Raw genomic sequence first — 17,639 nt, forward strand, 5'->3', positions numbered from 1 at the left:
TCAGCCTTTCACCGCGCCGGAGGTGAGGCCGCCGACGAGATGCTTCTGGACGATGTAGGTGAGGGTGAGCGCCGGAATGATCATCACCACGGCAAGCGCGCACATGCCGCGCCAGTCGATGGTGAATTCGGCCGTATAGTCGAGCAGGCCGACCGGCAGCGTCTTGGCGCTGACCGAGCGGGTGAGCTGCGAGGCCAGCGCGAACTCGTTCCAGCAGGTCAGGAAAGCGAAGATCGCGGCCGACGCGATACCGGGTCCCGCAAGCGGGAACTCGACTTGCCAGAAGGCCTGCCAGCGCGTGCAGCCATCGATCTGCGCCGCTTCGGCGAGGTCCTTCGGCACCTGGCGGAAGAAGCCATCGATCAGCCAGATGGTGAACGGCACGTTGAGCGCGACATAGGCCAGGATCAGCCCGAAATGGGTGTCGATGATGCCGAGCCGCACATAGAGGAAGAACAGCGGCAGCGACAGCGCGATGCCGGGCACGGTGCGCGTCAGCATCAGCCCGAGGAACACGCCGGATTTGCCGCGGAAACGGTAGCGGGCGAAGGCATAGCCGCCGGCCATGCCGATGGCGACGGCAATGACGGTCGAGGTCACAGAGATGATGAGCGAATTGCGGAAGTACTCGATGACCGGAATGCCGCCCTTGCCGATGCCCGAGAACATCGCGACATAGGCGTCGAAGGAGATCTGCTGCGGGATCCATACCGGCGGCTTGGCCATGATCTCGACTGTCGGCCTGAGCGACGACAGCACGATCCACAGGCCGGGCAGGCAGATGGTCAGCATCGCCAGGAACAGGCCGATGCGATAGGTGATGCGCAAGAGGCTGCGCTTTAGCCGGGCGGAAGAATTCTCGTCCATCACCACTCCGCGCCGATCTGCGTGCGCGCCGCGGCGAGCTTGTTGAAGAAATAGACGGTGAAGGCGATCGACAACAGGATCGAGAAATAGGCCATGGCGTTGGCCATGCCCATGCGCCCGTCGCTGTAGGCCGTGCGCGCCACCAGCGTCCACAAGAGCTCGGTGCGGCCGGCGGGTCCGCCATCGGTCATGATCTTGACGATGTCATAGGCGCGCGCGACGTCCAGCGAGCGGATGGTCATGGCGATGTAGGCGAAGGGCATGACGAAGGGCCATGTCACATAGCGGAAGGTCTGCCACGGCGTGCAGCCGTCGACGCGGGCCGCTTCGATCGGCTCCTTGGGCATGGCGAGCAGGCCGGCGAGAATCAGGATGGCGAAGATCGCCGTCGACGACCAGATCTCGGCGATCGAAATGGCGATGAAGGCGAGGTGGCCTTCGATAAGCCAGGGAATGGCGTCCTGCGTGATGCCGAGCGACTGCAAGGCGTTGTTCACCAGGCCGATATTGTCGTTGAACATGAACTTGAACTGGAAGCCGACCAGGATCGGCGAGAACATCATCGGAAACATCATCAGCGTGCGCAGCAGGCGCTGGCCGCGCGTCGCCTTCTCGACCAGCATGGCAAGGCCGAGGCCAAGCAGCATTTCGAGATTGAGCGCGATGGTCAGCAGCAGCACCGTGCGGCCGAACGCCCACCAGAAATCGGCGTTGGACAGAATCGATACATAGTTCCGGAAACCGACGAAGACGAAGAAGGTCTCGGGCTTGGTCAGGCGGAACGGCGTGAAGCTGGAATAGAGCGACAGGATCAGCGGCACCACCACGACCGCCGCCAGCACGATGATGGCTGGAAGCAGCAGCAGGAACGGCGCGGATGGCTTGAAGCCCTTCATCAGATATCCTGGGATGTTGCATTCATTGCGGGCTGCCCGCTGGTCTGGGCGCTGGCCGGAGCAGTGGCCTGTTCTTCGCCAGACAAGACGCGATCGCCTCCCCCGTTCGCGACGGGGGAGGCAGCCTTGGGAGCGATTGTTAGAGCTTGCCGGCGTCCTGAAGGATCTGCGTCGCCTTGGCGGCGGCTTCGTCCAGGGCCTGCTTGGAGGTCTTGTCGCCAAGGATCGCCGCCTGCAGTTCCGGGTAGACGGCGTTCGAGATTTCGATCCACTCAGGCGTCTGCGGCACCGCGAAGGCGTGCTTGGCTTCTTCCTGGAAGGCGCCCAGAACCTCCTTCTTGTAGGGATCGTTCTCGGCCTGCTTCAGGTCCCAGTCCCATACGGCGGTGCGGGTCGGCAGTGGGCCTGCGGCGGCCTCGAGCTTCTGGCTGTCCTCATTGGTCAGCCACCACACCAGCGAGGCCGCGGCCTCCTTGTTCGGGCAGTTCTCGGTCACCGAGAAGCCATGGAAGCCGGACCAGCCGGTGCGCTTGCCCGAAGAACCCTTCGGCGCGACCTTGACGCCGACATTGCCCGCGACCTTCGACGACTTCGGATCGTTGAAGAAGCCGGCCCAGCCCGGCCAGTCCAAGTTGATGGCGACGGTACCCGAGGCAAAGCCCTGGCCGAGATCGTCCCAGAGATAGTTGGTGGTTCCGGCCGGGACCGCCTTCGCCTTGTAGAGGTTGACGAACCAGTCGAGCGCGCGGACGCCAGCCTCGGAGTTGAAAACGGGCTTGCCGTCCTTGTCGAGATATTCGCCGCCCTCGGCGACGACCATCTCGTAGAAGCGGCCGTTGATCGCCTCTTCCTTGCCGGCGAACTGCGTGCCGTAGAAATTGGGCGGATTGGCGAAGAACTCGGCCTGGTCGGTAACTTCCTTCCAGGTGTCCGGCGGCACCAGGTCGTAGCCGTACTTTGCCTTGAACTTGGTCTTGTTGTCGGCGTTCTCGTAGAGGCTCTTCTGATAGTAGAGCGCCGAGACGTCGAACTGCGCGCGCGGCAGCATCTCCAGCTTGCCGTCGATGGTGGCGGCCTTGATCGTCGACGGCACGAAGGCGTCGATCTCTTCCTTCGGCAGCAGCTTGCTGAGATCGGTGTAGAGGCCGGTATATTGCGGCGCGAAGGACGAATGGTTCCAACCGACGCACCAGTTGGTGCTGCCCGAGGCGATGTCGGACTTCAGTTCCTTGTCGATGTCGAAGCCGTTCTTCTTGGTCAGGATGTTGACCTTGGCGCCCGTCGCCTTCTCCCACTCGGGGATGCGCTCGTAGAGCTTTTCATATTGCTGGCCGCCGATCAGCTTCACGTCTACGGTGACGCCTGGGAATTGGTCGTGCAGATCGGCAGCAAGCGCCGCGCCGCTCAGCACCAGCCCGGCCAGGCCAGTGGAAATGCCTAGTAGCAGTCTCGTCATGTTCTCCTCCCATGGACCCGAGACGATGGCTCACGATATGCGATGCCGCTGTCTCGGTTTCATTTATATGCAAATAGCATTTTCATTGCCGGGTCAAGCCGATTGTGCTTTGATCCGAGTCGGCTTTATGCATATATGCAGTTTGAAATTCACTGGAGAGGCATGTGGCCGAAGAAGAAGAGGGCGACCGTTACCGCGCGCCTGCGCTCGACAAGGGCCTCGACATACTCGAACTGCTGTCCAGCGTGGATGGCGGGCTGACTCAGGCGGAGATCGCCAAGCGGCTCGATCGCAGCCCCAATGAGTTCTACCGCATGCTCGACCGTCTTGTGCGGCGCGGCTACGTCACCAAGATCGACGGTGACCGCTACTCGCTGACGCTGAAGCTTTTCGGGCTTGCGCAACTGCATGCGCCGGTGCGCCGGCTGGTCTCCTATGCCACGCCGATCATGCGCGAACTGGCCGAAACATCGTGGCAGGCAAACCAGCTCGTCGTCTTCGATCGGGGTGCCGCCGTCGTCATCTCGCAGCAGGAAGCCCCGCGTTACTGGGGTATTTCGATCCGTGTCGGCTCGCATATCAGCCTGTTCGATACCGGCTCTGGCCATGTCCTGCTTGCCTTCCGCTCGCCGGAGGAGCGGGAAATGATGATCTCCGAGCATCTGCAGAGCACCGAGGAGTTCGCGCTGACGCCGGAGTTCTTCGCCAGGCTCGACCAGGTTCGCGATCGCGGCTATGAGATGATGGCCTCTCTCCAGACAGCTGGCGTCTACAACCTCTCGACACCGGTGCTGGGGCCGGATGGCCGCGCCATCGCGGCGCTCACCATTCCCTACATCACTCTCGTCAACGCGGCGGCCGCGCCCGACATCACGCTGACGATACAATTGCTGCAGGACGCGGCCTCGCGGCTGTCGAGACTGGCCGGCTCCGATGTGCCGCAATCCTCGTAACTTCTTATTTGAATAATCGATTTTTCGGCGAGATAGTGTTGTGCGCCAGGGAGGACACGCGGCCATGATTATCGACACCCATCTGCATCTCATTGATCGCGCGGCCTTGCGCTATCCCTGGCTGACCGGTGTGCCGGCGCTGAACCGCGATTTCTCCTACGAGGAATATGCACTCGAAGCACGGCGCGTCGGTATTGGCCGTGTGCTGCATATGGAGGTCGATGTCGACCCGGCTGACATCGAAGCAGAGACCACGCGCGTGGAAGGATTGTCGCGGCAACCCGGCAGTATGCTGGCCGGGGTAATCGCGTCCGGCCGCCCCGAAGAGGCCGGCTTTGCCGCCTATCTCGAACGCCAGCGGGCAAACGCTTTCGTCAAGGGCTTTCGCCGCGTCCTCCATGTCGTGCCCGACGATCTGTCGGAAGGCGCGCTGTTCCGCGACAACATCAAGCGGCTCGGTGGAACCGGGCTGACTTTCGACCTCGTCGTGCTGCCGCACCAGATTCCCAAGGCAATCGCGCTGGCCGACCTCGCGCCCGACGTCCAGTTCGTCCTCGACCATTGCGGCGTGCCCGACATAAAGGCCAATGCCGAGCATCCCTGGCGCGAGCATATGAGCGAGATTGCGCGTCGTCCGAATGTGATGGCCAAGATATCAGGCGTCGTCGCCTATGCCGATCCCGGCAACTGGACCGCCGAGACACTTCGTCCCTATGTCGAGCATACTATCGGTTCGTTCGGCTGGGACCGCGTCGTCTGGGGCAGCGACTGGCCGGTCTGCACGCTGGGCGGCGGCCTCTCGACCTGGGTGGCGGCAACGCATGCGTTGCTCTCCGGCTGCAGCGTCGCGGAGCGCGATAGCTTGCTCTCGGGCAATGCCCGCAAGCTGTGGCGTCTCGACTGACTTCGCCCGACCGCTGGTCAGATGGTGGCCGAGACGTGCCGCTCCCGGCCGTATAGCGAGACCAGCAGCACGATGATGAAGCCAAGTGCGGCCTGCACCGCCGAGGGCTGGAAGCCGAGGCCGATCAGCAGCGTGTTGATCTCGGTCAGCACCAGCACGCCGGCGATCGTGCCGAGATAGCTGCCACGGCCGCCCACCAGTGCCGCGCCGCCGACGACGACCGCAGCGATGGTCTGGAACAGATAGGGCTGGCCGACATCGCCATAGGCCGACCCGGTGAAGCCGAGCAGCAGCACGCCCGCTACGGCGGCGAAGAAGGCGCTGGCCGCGTAGGTGATGATCCACATGCGGACCGGATCGATCAGAGCCAGCGGTGCGGCGCCAGGATTGCTGCCCAGTGCGTAAAGCCGGCGGCCATAGGGCGTACGTTCCAGCACCAGCACCACCAGCGCGGCCAGGATGACGAGGCTCGGCACCAGCCATGGCACCGGCAGCGGTCCGGCCGATCCACCGATCGAGACGAAGCTGGAAACAGCTTGCGGCGCCGAACCCGAGGGAAAGCCTGCGGTCCACAGCAGCACCAGTCCCTGCACCACCATGCCGATGCCGAGCGTGACGATGAGCGGCTGGATGTCGAGGCTGCGTGAAATCAGCCCGTTCAATCCACCGATGATCAGCGCCAGCACGCCGACGAGAACGCAGACCAGGAAAAAATTCCAGCCATCGCCATAGAGCTGCGCGGCCACGACATTGGCAAAGCCGATGACGAAGGGAATGGACAGGTCGATGCCGCCCATGATGACGACGAGGGTCTGGCCGATCGAGGCGACGGCCAGCAGCGAGGCAAGCACCAGCATGGCACGCACCGCGAATGGACTGGAGTAGCCGGGGATGAGGACGGTCCCGGCAAGATGCAGGAACGCCGCGACGCAGAACGCGCCGATAACGCGCGCCTTGGTCGTCGCGAACAGGTTTCGGCGGGCGGGCATGTCAGCGACCCCTCATGGCAAGGCGCTCCTGCAGCGCGGTCAACATCACCGCCAGCACCAATATTGCGCCATAGGCGATCTGCAGAACGAAGGTCGAAACGTTGAATGTCGTCAGCACGCTCTGCAGCAGGAAAATGTCCACGGCGCCGACCACCGCCCCCGCGACGCCGCCACGCCCACCGGCAAGACTGACGCCGCCCAGTGCGACGGCGGCGATGGCGATCAGCGTGTAGGTCGGTCCGATATTGGGATCGGCGGAGCCGATCAGCGCGGTCAGCATCAGCCCCGCACAGCCGCCGAGAACACCTGTCATGACATAGGCGATGAAGCGTACGCGCGTGACATCGACGCCGGCCGTATAGGCGGCGCGGTCGTCGCTGCCGACCGCCATAAGCTGGTCGTGATAGGGCAGGCGGCGCACCAGCCACCAGGCAAGCAGGATGGCCGCCAGCGGCAGCGCTGACCAGGGACCAGCAAGGGCCTTGAGCCAGCCCGGTGCCGGACCGATCGGCGCCGGCAGGATCGTCAGCGTTACGCCAGTCAGGATCAGATAGGTGCCGAGCGTGGCGACGATCGGCTGGATCCGCGCGATGGTCGCCAGAAAGCCGTTGGCCGCGCCGACGAGCGCGCCGATGAGCAGGGCGGCCGGGACAAGAAGCAAGGGTGACGCAATGCCGGCCTTGAGGAACAGGACCTGGATAAGCATGGCATTGACGAAGCCCATCAGCGGCCCGACCGAGATGTCGATGCCGCCACGTCCGGCAAGGATAACCGGCGTCGAGGCGATTGCGGCGCCGACCAGCGGCGCGGCCAGCCCGATCAGCGCGCCCCACGAACCCGGCTGGAACCGTGCCGGATTCAGCACGAGATTGATGGCCAGGAGGACGATGAGCAGCACGACGGCAAAACCGATGCTACGCGCAAGCGACATGAGGCGAGAGATATGGTTCATGCCGCGCGTCCAAACATCGCCGCGATGACGGTTTCGGTGTTCATCTCCTCGCCAGTGATCTCCGCCGCGACTTCGTTCTCCCGGAACACCAGCACGCGATGGCAAAGCAGAAGGATCTCCTCGATCTCGCTGGACAAGATCACGAGCGCCATGCCGTCGGCGGCCAGCTCGCGAAAGACATCGTAGAGAACATGCCGCGTCGCCACGTCGACGCCACGAGTCGGGTCGTTGAGGAGCAGGATTGACGGCTCCAGCGCCAAGGCCCTCGCCAGCAGCACCTTCTGCTGATTGCCGCCCGACAAGGTTGTGATGGGCGCATCGGGCCGCGGCGCAACGATCGAGAGTTTCTCGCGGTAGATGTCGTAGCGCGTCTTGCGCGCCGCCGGACTGATCAGGCCGAGGCGCGTGTCGCGCGAAAGCGTCGAGACGGCGAAATTGTCGAGCACCGACTGTGTGGGAAAAATGCCGCTCGCGCGCCGGTCGCGCGGTAGATAGGCGATCCCGTTCGAGACCGCCTTGCGGAACCCGGTGATCTCACGCGGCCTGCCTGGCAAGTCCAGCGCGATCGAGCCGCCAAGCGGTGGAGCGAGGCCGGCCAGCATTTTCAGGAACAGTTCCTGGCCATGGCCATCGAGCCCGGCAAGACCCACGATTTCGCCCGGAGCTATTCTTTTCGCGATGGGACTGGCACCTGGTGCGATGACGAGGTCGCGGACAATGAGGCCGCGAGAATCGGCGGGGCGATCAGCCATGCGCCAGCTCCGCCGCCATGCGTGGCGCCATGGCTTTCAAAAGGTCCGCCGGTGTCGAAGCGCCGCGCTCCTCGGTGCGCACGACGCTACCGCCGCGCAGGATCGAAATGCGGTCCGACAGCGACATCACCTCATCCATGCGGTGGGTGATGAACAGGATGAGGCAGCCTTCGCCGGCAAGCGCGCGCATCAGCGAGAACACGGACTCGCGATCGGCGAAATCGAGCGCCGCGGTGACCTCGTCGAGGATCAGGATTTTGGGATTGCGCACGACCGCGCGTGCAAGAACGACCAGTTGCTGCGCGGCGAGCGGCAGCAGCCCCGCAGGCGTATCGAGGGGGACATTGGTGACGGCGAAGCGCTTGAGGGCGGTCGCCGCCCTGTCGCGGCGCTCGTCGCGGGGCACGCTACGCCGGATGAGCCCGTCGAGACCGAGCAGGATGTTGTCTGTCACGCTGCGGTCCGGGGCGATCAGCACTTCCTGAAAGACCGTGGCGAAACCTCGTGCCTGGAAAGCCGAGGGGCTGGCGCCCGAAAACGGCTTACCCTCGAGCAGGATCGCGCCGCTGTCGGGCTGGACGATGCCGGACAGCAGCTTGACCATCGTGCTCTTGCCCGAGCCGTTCTCGCCCAGGATCGTATGGATGGTCCCGGCCCGGAACGCGATCGAGGCGTCCGCGAGCGCGACCGTCTCGCCATAGCGTTTGGATATGTTTGTTATTTCAAGCATGCCGTGTTTCGAAGCTGGCAAGCCGGCCCCAGGAAAGGAGCCGGCTCGTTGAGGCTGTTCTTGGCGTCGGTTCGCCCGGGCGCTACTTCGCGCAGGCATCCGGCACTTTCGAGTAATCCCAGCCTTTGGTCGGCGCCGGGTTGGAGAAATAGGCGTCCAGCCATTCCTCCGGCATCGGGTCCTTGGGCGGCACCGGGAAGATCGAGACGGCGTCGGTCGTCATGCAGTCCTTGTACCAGGAGCCGAGATCGGCGTTGTGAACAGCCGGGATCGGGATCAGCAGCGTGTTCAGCTTCGGCTTCTGGCCGTCGAGCATGCGTACGCCGACGCGGAACAGCGTCTCCGCCGTCCAGTGTGGCAGCACGGCGTGACCCTCGAAACGGTACTTGTCGGGATTGGCTTTCCAATAGCCCAGCGCATCGCCGGTGATTGAGCCGGTGATCAGCGGCGCCGGGCGGCCCGCTTCGGCGAAGGCTTCGGCAACGACCCGGCTTTCGCTTCCCGTCGTCCACACCGCATCGATCGGCGCCGGGTTGGTGGCGATCGCCTGCAGCACCACGGTCTTGGTGACATTGGCCGTCCAGTTGCCGTTGACGGTGCGCGAAATCTTCAGCTTCGGATTTTCGGCCAGCGCCTTGTCGGCGCCCTGACGCTCCTGCACCACGATCGGATGGCCGGCAATGCCCTCGACCAGCAGGATACTGGCCCCGTCGGGATCGGCCTTGCCGATCGCCGTCATCATGTCATAGCCCCAGCGCGCATAGTTGGAATCGACGTTGATCGCGTTCGGGCTGGTCACCGAACCGGCCGCGGTGATGAACGGAATGCCGGCCTTGGCGGCGGCGTCGATGGCGTCGTCGAGCGCGGTGGCCGATCCCGGGATCGAGGTGATGATCGAGCACTTCTTGTCGATGAAGGCGCGGATCTGGTTGATCTGCTGGCTGGCATCGTTGTTGGAGTCCGACACTTCGAAGCTGGACACGGTGCCATCGGCGATCAGCCCGTCGACAAGACGCTTCAGCTCCTTGGTGACCGTGACGCGCCACGGGTTGCCTTGATAGGATTCCGAATGGCACCACTTCCACGGCTTCGGCGGCGGGGTGAAATTGTCCCAGGCCGAAGGCAGCACCTTCTGTGGCGCGCCGTCATACTGCGCCTTGAGTTCGGTCGGCAGCCCGCCGATGACGCCTTGTATATCCTGGGCGAATGCGGCCGTTGCAAGCGAGGTAAGCGCGGTTGCGGCCAGCAGGCCGCCGATCATTTTTATCATCGTGTTCTCCTCTGTTCGGTTTGGTTCAGGCTCCTCCACCGGCAACGCCGGACACCTGTGCCGGGCTACCCTCCCGGAACAGGCGATTTAAATCGGCAACGACCTGGCCGGCCCGATGGCCTGATGTCATGCCGGAATTGATGCGATCGGATGCCGCCTGCTGGAACGCCATGTAGCCGTCATGGCGCGGCCGCACCCAGGCTCCCTCCAGTGTCGCCCGGGTATCGCGATAGAAATTGCCGGTCGCGGCGTTGACCGCCTGGTCCTCCCATGCCGCGGCATGGCCAGGCTGTCCGCCGGCGGCGGCATAGGGACCGCGCTGCACGTCGCCGCTGGCAATCCAGTAGGCGAAGTCGATCGCGGCCTCCCTGGCCCTGGAAAAGGCCGAGACGGCGATGCCGGTGCCTCCGAGCGCCGACCCGATCGGGCCGCTGGGCCCGATGGCTGGAATGTCGGCGAACGCCAGCCGGTGCGGGCGAAAGCCTGATATCGCATAGGACACGTAGCCATAGATCAGCGGCGCGCAGACGATCCGCGAATTGGCTTGCGCCATGCGTTCCGAAACCGCGATCGGGTCCATCTCGAAGCAGGCCGGATCGACAAGCGCGGCGATCTCGCGCATCGCCTCGAAGACTTCGCTGCCTGTTTCGATGTCGATGAGATCGCCGGCCGGATCGGTGGCGCAGGACCGGCCCAGATTGCCGGCAAGCGTGTAGAACACCATAAGCACGTGCGGCGGCCGCAAGGGCAGGAGCACGCGGCCTTGCCGGGCGAGATCGAGCACCTCGCTCCAGCGCGCCGGCGGCGCATCGAGCGCGTCCGGCCGCCATGCCTGGACTTGCGTTGCCGCGTCGATCGGGAAGGCCCATTGCCGGCCCTGCCAGTTATAGCTCGGATAGGAGTGGCCGACGCTGCCGTGGGCAAGTGCGGCTCGCTCGATCTCGCGCCCCGCAATGTCGAGGGGAGCAAGGCAGCGCTCCGCCGTGATCTGGCCGACATGCGGATGATCGATGACGATCAGGTCATAGGCGCGCGCAAGCTCCTCGACAGGGTAGGACTCGAAATCCTGCAGCGAACGCTTGTCCCACTCGATCGTGACGCCGGTGCGCTCCCGCCACAAAGCGGAGCAGGCGACCATCGGGTCGTAGCCGCGCGGATGGCTCCACGTCATGCCCCTGAGCGTGGGCTTGAGGGAGTGCATGGTCACAGGCCGAACTCCTTACGGATCGCGGCGCTGTGTTCGCCGATGCGCGGCGCGGCGCGGTCGACCTTGGCCCTGGTGCCGTCGACCCTCAGCGGCGAGCTGGTGGTGAGGATCGACACGTCGTCCTCGCGCGTCACTGTCTGCAGCATGTCGAGCGCCTGAAAACCTTCGCTGGCCAGCATTTCGGGCCAGGTCAGCACCTTGGCGCACCAGATATCGGCGGGTTCGAGAATGGCCAGCCATTCGTCGATGGTTCTCGTCGCGATCCGTTGCGCAATGATCGCCTTGATGTCGTCGCGCGCGGTGAACCATGTCGCCGGCTTGTCGCGATAGGGCGCTAGCTCGTCGAGCGACAGAAGGTCGGCGAGCTTCGGGATCGGCGTCATGGCGATGGCCAGATACCCGTCTTTGGCCGGGTAGACGCCGTAAGGCGCCGAGAGATAGGCATGCGCGCTACGAAAGCTCGAGCGGCGCGGCAGCCGGCGGCCGTCATTGAGATGGGTCGTCAGCACCTCGAACTGGGAGTCGACCAGCGCCTCCAGCAGGCTGGTCTCGATATGGCTGCCCTGGCCGGTGATGCCGCGTCGCACCAGCGCGGCCAGAATGCCCTGCGCGCAGGCCGCGCCCGCCAGCATGTCGCCGATGGCAAGGCCGAACGGCACCGGCCCCTGGTCCTCATCGCCGTTCAGCCACATCACGCCCGAGCGCGACTGCGCCAGGAGATCCTGGCCGGGGCGCTTGACCCATGGCCCGTCCTCGCCATAGCCGCTGATCGAGGCATAGACCAGGCGCGGATTGATCTTGCGCACGGTCTCATAGTCGAGGCCGAGCCGCTCGATGACGCCGGGCCGGAAATTCTGGATCAGCACATCGGCCTTGACGAGCAGGCCGCGCAACGCTTCGACATCGGCCTCGTTCTTGAGGTCAATGGCAAGGCTCTCCTTGGCCCGGTTGATGGCATGGAAGATGGTGGAATCACCGCCGATCTCGGTGTCGCTGAGATAGAGCCGGCGCGACAGGTCGCCGCCGTCCGGCCGCTCGATCTTGATCACCCGCGCCCCGAGGTCGAGCAGCCTGAGCGAGCAATAGGGCCCCGACAGGAACTGGCTCATGTCGACGACGACGAGGCCGGCAAGCGGCAATTCGGTTGCTGCCGGCATTCCTATTTCTCCGTCTTGCCGACGAAATCGGCAGGGTTGCGGTACTTCACCGTCTGCAGGTGCTCGCAATACAGGACGAGCTCGCCTTCGCCCTTGAACACTTCGTAGCTGGCGCGGATCAGCCCCATGTCCTTGTAGCGGGGCTTCTTGTCGAGGTTGGAACGGATCGAATAGATCGTGTCGCCGATGAAGACAGGCTTGATGAACCGGAGCCTGTCGTAGCCGTACGAAAAGGCGTTTATGCAGTTGGTCGCGACCAGCCCGAGGCCCGCTGAAAAGACGAACGCGCCTGCAATAAGCCGCTTGCCGAAAATGCCTTCGCTCTCGGCAAACATCTGGTCCTGCACATAGGGGTGGATGTCGAGCACCAGCGTGTTGAAGAGATGGCTGTCGCCCTCGGCCATCGTACGGCGCAACGAGCGGATCTTCTGGCCGACGGGCCAGTCTTCATAAAACCAGTTCTCCGAATTCCAAACCGGCAGGGCGGCATGGTCTGCCGGCATGTTTTTCGGATGAGTGGAGGCGACGCCGACCGTGGGCGCGAACTCGTTCATGGCTGGATCAGCCCGTGCTGTGGGAGGTCCCGGTCGACGATTTTCGCACGCATCGAAGCGTCTAATTGCACGACGTCTCCTCCCGTCAATCTTCTTTTATAAATACTATTTTCACATATGGGGTTGCGTTGCAAGCGAGGACAGGCGAAATTTTGGCTGCCTCGCCGCACCGAATGCCGGCGGGCAAGGGAGGAAAATATGAGCGAAGCCTGTCTGGTCTTTGTCGGCAGCCTGAACCGGGAGGCGCCTTATTTTCAGGGCGCGCGGGGCGTCGGCCTCGGCGTCTACAGTTTCGACGAGCAGGCGCTCGAGATCGGAAAATTGGTCGAGACCAGTGACATCGACAATCCGACTTTCCTGTCGGTGACGCCGGACGGCTCGCGCATCTACGCCAATTCGGAAGTGTTTTCCTGGCGCGAGGGGACAGTCTCTGCCTACAGCTTCGATCGGCGTTCGCGCGCGCTCGCCTATCTGAACAAGCAGCCTTCGCTCGGCAGCATCACCGCCCACAACACCATCACGCGCGACGGCACGAAATTGCTGGTCGCCAATTACGGCATGGGCGAGGGCGGTCCTGATCGCGCCGTGGCGGTCTTTGGTTTCGACAAGGATGGCGCCTTGTCGGCTCCGCTGGCCAGCGTTGCGCACAAGGGCTCCGGTGCCAACGCGGCACGGCAGGAACGTTCGCACGCCCACAGCGTCACCGAAACCATCGCGGGCGGAACGGCTGTCGTCGCCGATCTCGGCATCGACCGGCTGGTGTCCTACCGGATCGGGCAGGATGGCAGCCTCGCCAGGCTTGCCGAATCCGCGATGCCGGCCGGCGCCGGTCCGCGCCATCTGGCGCTCCATCCGAACGGACGCTTCGTCTTCGTCATGAACGAATTGGATTCGACAATCGTGTCGATGGCGCTCGACGACTCCACCGGCGAGCTATCGATCCTTGATGTGAAGCCGGCGGTTCCGGCCGAGGCGCGCGACAGCAACCATTGCGCCGATATCCAGATCTCGCCGGACGGGCGTTTCGTCTACGGTTCCAACCGGGGCCACGACAGTGTCGTTATCATGGCCGTTGACCAGGGCACCGGCGCGTTGAGCCTCGTCGGCTATGTCCCCTGCGGAGGCGCCACGCCGCGCAATCTGGCGCTGACGCCGTCGGGCGGTCACCTGTTCTCGGCCAACCAGAATGCCGACCGCATCTCGATTTTCGCCCGCGACGCTGGCAGCGGTAAGCTGGCCGACACCGGTCGTGCCATCGAAATCGGCACGCCGATGTGCGTCAAGATCGTGCGCTGAGGCACCAAGCGGGAATGGCCGGCCTCAGGCCTGCTGGATCGCCGAGAGCTTCCAGTCCGAACCATTCTGGCGTGTGAACGTCCACAGTTCGGTCGTCTCTGTCGGATGCTCCTCGTCGCCATCGACGATCTTGCCGGTGGCCCGCTCGCGCGTCACGTCGCGGGATTCGTAGCGCAATGCCGCCGTGGCATAGTCGCGGTCATCCTCGCGCCAGCTCTCCGCTATGTCTGCCTGCAGCAGACTGATATCGGAGACCTCGTTCCTGACACCTTTCTGGGCATTGTCGGCCAGCTCTTCGGACAGATAGGACACCATCTCCGGTGTCACCGCACGGCGCAGCGCGGCATGATCCTCGCGCCCGAAGGCTTCCTGTACGTCTGTCAGCAATTGCTGGAACGCGTCGAGGTCGCTCTGGGCCAGTTTGATCTCTTCCGAGCCGGCAGCCGGAGCACCACCGCCCGAACCGCCGCCGAAGCCCGGTATCGTGAAGGAACCTGCTTTGCTCGCCTCGGGCTGCTCCGTTGCGCGGTTCTCGAATCGCGAAGCCTGCCCGATGCCGGCGCCGGCGAGCGCTGGCTCAGCGCCGCGCGCGGATTGCGACCGGAAGAACCTGATGGCCAGCATGATCGCGCCACCGATGAGCAGGGCCTGAAGCAGGAAGCCGAACATCCCGGCCAGGCCGCCGAAGCCCTGGCCCAGGAGCAGGCCGATCAGGCCGCCGATCAGCAGGCCGCGCATCATGGTTCCGCCGAAGCCGCTCATGAAGCCGGGCCTCTGCGGGCTGGCTTGCGGCTGTCGGGCAGCAGCGTTGACACCGGTGTTGGGCGTCATCGAACGCTCGACCGGCGCGGTCGGCGCGGGCGCGGTCCGGGTCGGCGGCGCCGACTGGAACGTGCGCGTGCCGCGGCTGCCGAAACTTCCGCCGCGCCGCGCCTCCGCATGATCGATCGCCACCATGGAGAACGCCAGGAAAAGCCCTGCGAACAGGGTGGCAAATCGGCTTGTGCGGGAAAGCATCGGAGATGGACCTTTATCGGCTGTGGTTTCGGGATTTATCGACAGGCATTGGCCCGTTGCCGGGCGTCACACCGTCAATCGAACAGTTCTTCGAAGAATGATTTCTTCCGTTTCGGATAGCGGTGGCCATGCGAGCGCGAATAGTCGTCATCGCGGCTCTGGCTCTGGGCATGGTGCGGCTGGGCGTATGCTGGCGGCTGTGCCTGCGGCGGGGGCGGCGCTTCCTTGGCCGATCGTTCGATGATCTTGTCGAGTTCGCCTCGGTCAAGCCAGACGCCACGGCACTGCGGGCAGTAGTCGATCTCGATGCCCTCGCGTTCGCTCATCACGAGCGCGACGCGACAGGAAGGGCAAACCAGACCAAGCAGGGAAGATGTCATGCGGGGCTCCAAACCAGAATGTGAGCCCGCCTGACCGAAAACGATGGAAACGGGCCCGTTATAGCGGTCCGACATCACGGTCGCCCGGAGGCGACAGTCAGAGGGGCCCGGCCCGCAACCCGGAGTTAGGAACGCGCAGCCGGGCCTTCAAGGGCGATACTGCCCGCAAGGATTATTTATTTCCCGGATCGTCACCACGATCCCGGATCGTCACCACGATCCCGGATCGTCGCTACGATTTCAGATCGTCACCACGATCTCAGATCGTCACTACGATCTTCCCGAACTGCTCGTTCGATTCGAGATAGCGATGCGCCTCGACGATCTGGTCGAAGCTGAAAACCCTGTCGATGATCGGTTTCAGCGCTCCGGCCTCGAGACCCCTTAGGATAAACGCCTTGGCGGCTTCCAGCTTAACCGGATCGCCGGTGATCTCGTGGACGAGGTAGCCGCGCAGCGTCAGCGTTTTGCCGAGTACGGCGCCCAACGGGAACGGCGTCGGCTCACGGCTGAGGCCGCCATACTCGATCAGAATGCCGCCGCGCGACATCGCCGCCGTCAGCGGTTCGAAGATCGGCCCGCCGATCGCGTCCAGCACGACGCGCACGCCCCGATCTCCAGCGATTTTGCTCAGCCTTGTGGCAAGATCCTCCTCGGCCAGGACCACGACTTCCGCCGCCCCGGCGTCCAGCAGGGCCTGCTTCTTCGCCGATGTCCGCGTCACCGCGATCGCCGTCGCGCCGACGCTGTTGGCGATCTGGATCGCCGCGAGCCCGACGCTGCTTGAGGCGGCGGTGATGATGACGAAGTCCTCTGGGCGCAGCTCGGCTATATCGATCAGCGCGCCATAGGCGGTGAGATACTGCATCCACAGCGCGGCCGCGGTCTGCCAGTCGAGCGAAGGCGGGTGCTTGACGACGAACGCGGCGGGATATGTGACAAGCTCGCCATAGGCCGGCCAGCGGACCATCGATTGCGGCGGGATGACGCTGACGGCATCGCCCGGCGCAAGGGTCACTACACCTTCTCCCACCGCCTCGATGACACCGGCCGCCTCCAGGCCAAGCCCGGAGGGCAGGGCGGGAGTCTCGATATAGGCGCCGGCGCGCAGCAGCGCTTCGGCCCGATTGAGGCCGAGCGCCCTGACGCGGATCTGGACTTCGCCTGGACCGGGCGAGGGAAGGTCGACATGCTCGATACGCAAGACCTCGGGACCACCATGCTGGTGGAAGCGGACTACACGCGCCATTCGGGTTACTCCAAATCATTTGAACCGAATGAGCTATGAAGCTGGCCCCTTCAGCGATAAATGGCTGTGTAGATAGAACAGTAGAAACCAAAGGTTTTGAATATGGATCGGCTGGAGAGCATGGCCGTGTTCGTCAGGGCGGTCGACCTCGGTTCCTTCGCGGCGGCTGCGGTCGCCCTTGATTTGTCCGGGCCGATGGTCGGCAAGCATGTCCGCTCTCTGGAAGAGCGGTTGGGTGTGCGGCTCATCAACCGCACCACGCGTCGCCAGAGCCTGACGGATTTCGGCCGCGCCTATTATGAACGCTGCCGGATCGTGCTGGCCGAGGCCGAGGCAGCCGACGCGCTCGCCGCCGATCAGCTTTCTCAACCTCGCGGAAAACTGCGCGTCACCATGCCGGCGCATTTCGGCCGCCACTGTATCACGCCGGTGCTGCTGAAGCTCGCGCGGCAATATCCGATGCTGGAACTGGACCTGTCGCTCAACGACCGTTTTGCCGATCTCGCCGAGGACGGCTACGACCTTGCCATCCGCACCGGTGATCTGGAGGACAAGGCCGGTTTGATCGCGCGCCGCGTCGCGCGCCAGGACATGGTCGTCTGCGCCGCGCCCGCCTACGTGAAAACCCATGGGGAGCCGCGGCGGGTGGAACACCTCGCCGATCACCGCGCCATTGTCTATCGCCGGCTCGGCCAGGCCGTTCAGCCTTGGCTATTTCCCGGGGAAACGAGCGCCGTGCAGCAGGTCGTGCCCAATGGACGCCTGCGGCTCGACGACCTCGACGCCATCGCCGATGCCGCCGTCGACGGCATGGGTGTCGCCTGGCTGCCCTGGTGGCTGGTTCGCGAGCGCGTCAAGGCCGGCACGTTGATGGCGTTGCTGCCGGACAAGCCGCGCTTTCCCTACGACTGCCATGCGCTTTGGCTGCAGACGCCGCATTTGCCGCTCAAAGTCCGACTGGCGGTCGACGCGCTGGCCGCCGCCTTGCCGAAAATGATGGGGTGACGCCG

Annotated in this window: 18 protein-coding genes; 4 read left to right on the forward strand and 14 right to left on the reverse strand. The window is 64.3% G+C overall.

Going from position 1 to position 17,639, the window contains the following annotated elements; genetic code table 11:
- The 3 genes from J0I79_RS05885 to J0I79_RS05895 form a co-directional block, all read right to left on the reverse strand.
- On the reverse strand, positions 1 to 867 hold the full coding sequence (locus J0I79_RS05885; protein WP_292855674.1) for a carbohydrate ABC transporter permease: 867 nt from the start codon (positions 865 to 867) through the stop codon (positions 1 to 3).
- The gene (locus J0I79_RS05890; RefSeq protein WP_292855675.1) at positions 867 to 1,763 is read right to left on the reverse strand and encodes a sugar ABC transporter permease; all 897 of its coding nucleotides are present in this window, start codon (positions 1,761 to 1,763) and stop codon (positions 867 to 869) included. Before J0I79_RS05890 ends, J0I79_RS05885 begins: the two co-directional genes overlap by 1 nt.
- A 139-nt stretch (positions 1,764 to 1,902) precedes the next feature.
- Positions 1,903 to 3,219: a sugar ABC transporter substrate-binding protein gene (locus J0I79_RS05895; protein ID WP_292855676.1), complete on the reverse strand. Its 1,317-nt coding sequence runs from the start codon at positions 3,217 to 3,219 to the stop codon at positions 1,903 to 1,905.
- A 164-nt stretch (positions 3,220 to 3,383) separates the two neighbouring features.
- Between J0I79_RS05895 and J0I79_RS05900 the strand changes: the two genes are divergently transcribed.
- Both J0I79_RS05900 and J0I79_RS05905 read left to right on the forward strand, forming a co-directional pair.
- A complete protein-coding gene (locus J0I79_RS05900) occupies positions 3,384 to 4,172 on the forward strand; it encodes an IclR family transcriptional regulator (RefSeq protein ID WP_292855677.1) in 789 nt (262 codons plus the stop codon).
- A 64-nt stretch (positions 4,173 to 4,236) separates the two neighbouring features.
- Positions 4,237 to 5,076 carry an amidohydrolase gene (locus J0I79_RS05905; protein ID WP_292855678.1) on the forward strand — a complete coding sequence of 280 codons (840 nt, stop codon included), beginning with the start codon at positions 4,237 to 4,239 and terminating at the stop codon, positions 5,074 to 5,076.
- A gap of 17 nt (positions 5,077 to 5,093) precedes the next feature.
- Here J0I79_RS05905 and J0I79_RS05910 read toward each other — a convergent pair whose 3' ends face one another.
- From J0I79_RS05910 to J0I79_RS05945, 8 genes are all read right to left on the reverse strand, one after another.
- Complete coding sequence (locus J0I79_RS05910) at positions 5,094 to 6,065, reverse strand: ABC transporter permease (protein ID WP_292855679.1); 972 nt, start codon at positions 6,063 to 6,065, stop codon at positions 5,094 to 5,096.
- Position 6,066: 1 nt separating this feature from the next.
- A complete protein-coding gene (locus J0I79_RS05915) occupies positions 6,067 to 7,017 on the reverse strand; it encodes an ABC transporter permease (RefSeq protein WP_292855680.1) in 951 nt (316 codons plus the stop codon).
- Positions 7,014 to 7,769 (reverse strand): ATP-binding cassette domain-containing protein, encoded by a 756-nt coding sequence (locus tag J0I79_RS05920; protein ID WP_292855681.1) that lies wholly within the window; start codon positions 7,767 to 7,769, stop codon positions 7,014 to 7,016. The genes J0I79_RS05915 and J0I79_RS05920 overlap by 4 nt, the downstream gene beginning before the upstream one ends.
- Positions 7,762 to 8,499 (reverse strand): ATP-binding cassette domain-containing protein, encoded by a 738-nt coding sequence (locus tag J0I79_RS05925; protein ID WP_292855682.1) that lies wholly within the window; start codon positions 8,497 to 8,499, stop codon positions 7,762 to 7,764. The genes J0I79_RS05920 and J0I79_RS05925 overlap by 8 nt, the downstream gene beginning before the upstream one ends.
- Positions 8,500 to 8,581: 82 nt before the next feature.
- A complete protein-coding gene (locus J0I79_RS05930) occupies positions 8,582 to 9,769 on the reverse strand; it encodes an ABC transporter substrate-binding protein (protein WP_292855683.1) in 1,188 nt (395 codons plus the stop codon).
- Between the two features lie 25 nt (positions 9,770 to 9,794).
- On the reverse strand, positions 9,795 to 10,970 hold the full coding sequence (locus tag J0I79_RS05935; RefSeq protein ID WP_292855730.1) for an extracellular solute-binding protein: 1,176 nt from the start codon (positions 10,968 to 10,970) through the stop codon (positions 9,795 to 9,797).
- 2 nt (positions 10,971 to 10,972) lie between these two features.
- The gene (locus J0I79_RS05940) at positions 10,973 to 12,133 is read right to left on the reverse strand and encodes a CaiB/BaiF CoA-transferase family protein (protein ID WP_292855684.1); all 1,161 of its coding nucleotides are present in this window, start codon (positions 12,131 to 12,133) and stop codon (positions 10,973 to 10,975) included.
- Positions 12,134 to 12,135: 2 nt separating this feature from the next.
- The gene (locus tag J0I79_RS05945; RefSeq protein ID WP_292855685.1) at positions 12,136 to 12,687 is read right to left on the reverse strand and encodes a MaoC family dehydratase; all 552 of its coding nucleotides are present in this window, start codon (positions 12,685 to 12,687) and stop codon (positions 12,136 to 12,138) included.
- Between the two features lie 198 nt (positions 12,688 to 12,885).
- Between J0I79_RS05945 and J0I79_RS05950 the strand changes: the two genes are divergently transcribed.
- Positions 12,886 to 13,983 (forward strand): lactonase family protein, encoded by a 1,098-nt coding sequence (locus J0I79_RS05950; protein ID WP_292855686.1) that lies wholly within the window; start codon positions 12,886 to 12,888, stop codon positions 13,981 to 13,983.
- A gap of 24 nt (positions 13,984 to 14,007) precedes the next feature.
- On the opposite strand, the gene J0I79_RS05955 is transcribed toward J0I79_RS05950, so the two are convergent.
- The 3 genes from J0I79_RS05955 to J0I79_RS05965 all read right to left on the reverse strand — a co-directional run bounded on the left by J0I79_RS05955 (position 14,008) and on the right by J0I79_RS05965 (position 16,629).
- The gene (locus J0I79_RS05955) at positions 14,008 to 15,000 is read right to left on the reverse strand and encodes a Tim44 domain-containing protein (RefSeq protein ID WP_292855687.1); all 993 of its coding nucleotides are present in this window, start codon (positions 14,998 to 15,000) and stop codon (positions 14,008 to 14,010) included.
- Positions 15,001 to 15,074: 74 nt separating this feature from the next.
- Entirely contained in the window at positions 15,075 to 15,380 is a 306-nt protein-coding gene (locus J0I79_RS05960) for a zf-TFIIB domain-containing protein (protein WP_292855731.1), read from the reverse strand.
- Between the two features lie 259 nt (positions 15,381 to 15,639).
- Positions 15,640 to 16,629 carry a zinc-dependent alcohol dehydrogenase family protein gene (locus J0I79_RS05965; RefSeq protein ID WP_292855688.1) on the reverse strand — a complete coding sequence of 330 codons (990 nt, stop codon included), beginning with the start codon at positions 16,627 to 16,629 and terminating at the stop codon, positions 15,640 to 15,642.
- Positions 16,630 to 16,731: 102 nt separating this feature from the next.
- On the opposite strand from J0I79_RS05965, the gene J0I79_RS05970 reads away from it, so the two are divergent.
- Positions 16,732 to 17,634, forward strand: a complete 903-nt coding sequence (locus J0I79_RS05970) for a LysR family transcriptional regulator (RefSeq protein ID WP_292855689.1) — start codon at positions 16,732 to 16,734, stop codon at positions 17,632 to 17,634.
- Positions 17,635 to 17,639: the final 5 nt, after the last annotated feature.

It is taken from the genome of Mesorhizobium sp., from assembly GCF_017306585.1.
Classification (GTDB): Bacteria; Pseudomonadota; Alphaproteobacteria; order Rhizobiales; family Rhizobiaceae; genus Mesorhizobium.